Here is a 3,825-nt window from a genome sequence, read left to right as displayed (position 1 = left end):
CCGTTGTGACAACTCGAGGGATACGGAGATGATTCCGTCCGATCTTTCCGATTTCAATCTCTACGGGGGAATATATCGCTACCTGAATCTGGTATATACACCGGCACTGGCTCTCCGGTCTGTACGTGTAGATGCTACTGTCGATGCAAACGGAAAAAATGGAGTGCTGGATATTTTTGCCTCTTTCAATCAAAAGAATCCTACTGGCATCCTGAATGTGAAAATATTCTCGCCGCAGAACAAGCTGTTGAAAGATCAGGATATCCGGCTGGAAAATCTCTCCGGTCAGAAATTGTACTCCTTTTCTTTGAATAAACCGGAATTGTGGGCACCGGAACACCCTTCTCTCTACCGGTGTGAAGTGACATTGAACTCAGAGGCAGGGTCCATGAAAGCGGAAGAGACATTTGGCTTCCGTCATTTCGAGTTTGTCAAAAAAGGCCCATTTAAGCTAAACGGAAAACGGCTGTTGTTGCGTGGTACCCACCGTCATGAAGATCACGCGGGAGTGGCGGCTGCCATGACCGAAGAGATGATCGTGGAGGAGATGGAGATGATGAAATCCATGGGAGTCAACTTTATCCGGCTGGGACACTATCAACAGTCGCGCATCGTGCTTGAGCAGTGCGACCGACTGGGCATCCTGGTCTGGGAGGAGATACCCTGGTGCCGCGGGGGACTGGGGGGCGACCGATATAAGGAGCAGGCACGACGCATGCTGACGAACATGATCGCGCAGCATCGGAATCACCCTTCCGTGATCTTGTGGGGATTGGGGAACGAGAACGACTGGCCCAACGATTTTCCTGAATTTGACAAAGAAAAAATCAGGGCCTTTATGAAAGAGCTTCATCTGCTTTCCCATACACTCGACAATTCGCGACTCACTTCCATCCGGCGGTGCGACTTCTGTAAGGATATCGTGGATGTGTACTCTCCCTCTATCTGGGCTGGCTGGTACAGAGGCATCTACACCGATTACAAAAACGTTTCCTACAACGAAATGCAGAAAACAGATCATTTCCTGCATGTGGAATGGGGAGGAGATAACCACGCTCGTCGCCATGCGGAGGACCCTTACAGCAATCTTGATAAAATTGACAGCGGGGGACAAAAAGCAGATGAACGTGCCGGCGACGCATCGCTCTATGGCGGCACGGCCAGAGCTTCGCGCGATGGAGACTGGAGCGAGACCTATATCTGTGATCTGATAGACTGGCACCTGAAGGAACAGGAGACGATGCCCTGGCTTACCGGCGCTGCCTACTGGCCATTCAAGGACTTCTCCACACCGGTACGTCCCGAAAATCCAGTTCCTTATATGAACCAGAAGGGCGTCGTGGAAAGAGATCTGACTCCAAAAGAGGCATTCTACGTATTTCAGTCCTACTGGACCGAAAAGCCGATGATTCGCATTTACGGACATAGCTGGCCGGTACGCTGGGGCAAGCCCGGCGAAGAGAAGACCATAAAGGTTTACTCCAACTGTGAGGAGGCGGAACTCTTCCTCAACGGACGAAGCATGGGCGTCAGAAAGCGTGATAGTCAGAATTTCCCTGCCGCAGGGCTGCGATGGACCACCTCCTTTGAGCCGGGAAGAAACAGCGTGAAGGTTGTCGGGAAAAAAGGGAAAGAAACAGTGATAGACACCATCACGTTCGATTACGAAACACGTCCTTTTGGCGAACCGGCAAAAATCGTTGCCCGGGTGATCGAAGATACCGATGCATATGCCTGGATAGAAGCGGAACTGCACGATCGGAACGATGTGCCTTGTCTCACAGCGGCCGACTACATCCGTTTTGATGCGACCGGCGACGGAGAGCTGGTAACAAATATGGGTACTTCTACTGGTTCGGGTAAGGTACAGGCATATAACGGACGAGCGAAAATCAGGCTGTTAAAGAAAGGGTCGAAGAGCATCGTATCGGTTAAATCGGGAGGATTGGAAACTGTCTTTATTGAAGTAAAATAGTATCTCCGACTCATGATCCAACTTATTGATTGATTTGAATTTGACAATATATCCAAATGAAGAATAAGACATTTAACCTCGTCCTGATCTGTTTTATATGGATCGTTGCCGCACAGGCACAGGATATGGAAAAAAGATGGGACAAGAATATTTCGAGGAGTGAACATCCCCATATTCAATGGTTTAAACATGCCAAATTTGGCATGTTTATCCATTGGGGACTCTACTCTGAACTAGGAGGAGTATGGAAGAATAGGAACTACTATGGTAGCGGCGAATGGATCATGAATGTGGCAAAAGCAAATGTGGATGCCTATGCGGCTGAAGCAGCCCGCATGGACCTGTCGGAATATGATCCGGCAGAATGGGCCATGTTGGCCAAAAAGGCAGGCATTAAATACGTGGTTGTTACGGCAAAGCATCACGAAGGATTTGCCATGTATGATTCAAAGGTGAGTGATTTTACCATCGTGAAATCCACGAAATATGGCAAAGATCCCATGCTGCCATTATCCCAAAAAATGCGCGAGCAGGGAATTCAATTCGGATTTTACTATTCTCAGTTTCTCGATTGGCACGAGCCCAATGGTGGGGGAAACAGGTGGGACTTCGATGAATCGAAGAAAAACTATCAGGAATATTATACTCGCAAGGCTATCCCCCAGTTGAAAGAATTACTTTCAAATTATGGGCCTCTCGGAATTATCTGGTTCGATATGCCGGGTGGCCTTACCTATGAAGAGACCAGGGAATTGGTCGATACGCTTCGTTTGATCCAGCCAAATTGCCTGTTCAGCAGTCGTGTAGGCCAGGGATTGGGTGATTACCGCGACTTTGGCGATTCTGAGGTTCCTGCCCGCCCTATTCGCGGAGCCTGGGAATCGATCTATACACACAACGATTCGTGGGGATATATTGCACACGATATGAATTTCAAGTCTCCCAAAGAGATCATCCGGCTTCTGGCAGAGGTGGCTTCAAAAGGGGGAAATTTGATGTTGAATGTGGGACCTGACGGGAAGGGTGCTATTCCTGCCTATTCTGCCAGGTATCTCCTGGAAGTAGGGAAATGGCTCGATAAATTCGGAGAAGGAATTTACGAAACAACCTATGGAGAGATACCCGCGCAACCATGGGGCGTTACCACAAGCAAGCCGGGAAAGCTGTATCTGCATATTTTTGATCTGCCCGTGAACCATCAGATTCTGGTGCCGGGAATGAACGTCGACATTCAAAATGTGTATCCGTTAGACTCCGGAGAAAAACTTACGTGGAGCAAAAACAACGAAGATCTTTGCGTTACTCTTCCCTACCTGAGCGATTCCCGCAATACTGTGCTTGTTGTGGAGTATGCAGGCACCCTGACCGACAAATATGATCAACTTCCGGTCACCCTGTCGGCGCAATACAAGCTTAACAAGCTTCTGCCACACGATGCAACAACGGAAGGGGCAACAGCCATCAAATCCATCACGCATAGCGATTATTTTGGCAATTGGAAGCATACTACCTGCTTGACAGAATGGAAAAAGCCGGACGACGCTGCCTGTTTTAATCTTCGGTTTACCGATCCCGGCGATTACAAAATTATTCTCTCATACAATTGCGAAGTTGAAAACAGTCGCCAGGAGGGGGTAATTGAATTTAACCAACAAAGCTATTTATTCCAGACAGTCAGAACGGGAGGGAACTATACAAACAAAGAACCCTTGATGTTTTACGACCATCATATTGCAAACATTACCGTTACCGAACCAGGTATTTATCCCCTTAAAATACATTCATACAAAGAAGGAAATGAGTTATTCAAGTTAAAATCAGTCTTGATAGAACCGGTAGAATGAATGAAA

Annotated in this window: 2 protein-coding genes; both read left to right on the top strand. The window is 47.9% G+C overall.

Annotation, left to right across the window (positions count from 1 at the left end; all coding sequences use genetic code 11):
• Nucleotides 1-1,975, top strand: a 1,975-nt coding sequence (locus B3Z75_RS12580; RefSeq protein WP_294072281.1) for a glycoside hydrolase family 2 protein, incomplete at its 5' end; no start/stop codon positions are given.
• A 56-nt stretch (nt 1,976-2,031) separates the two neighbouring features.
• A complete protein-coding gene (locus B3Z75_RS12575; RefSeq protein WP_294072278.1) occupies nt 2,032-3,819 on the top strand; it encodes an alpha-L-fucosidase in 1,788 nt (595 codons plus the stop codon).
• Nucleotides 3,820-3,825 lie beyond the last annotated feature (6 nt).

Source organism: Proteiniphilum sp. UBA1028 (assembly GCF_002316955.1).
Lineage (GTDB): Bacteria > Bacteroidota > Bacteroidia > Bacteroidales > Dysgonomonadaceae > Proteiniphilum.
This window is presented reverse-complemented; position numbering and strand designations above follow the sequence as displayed.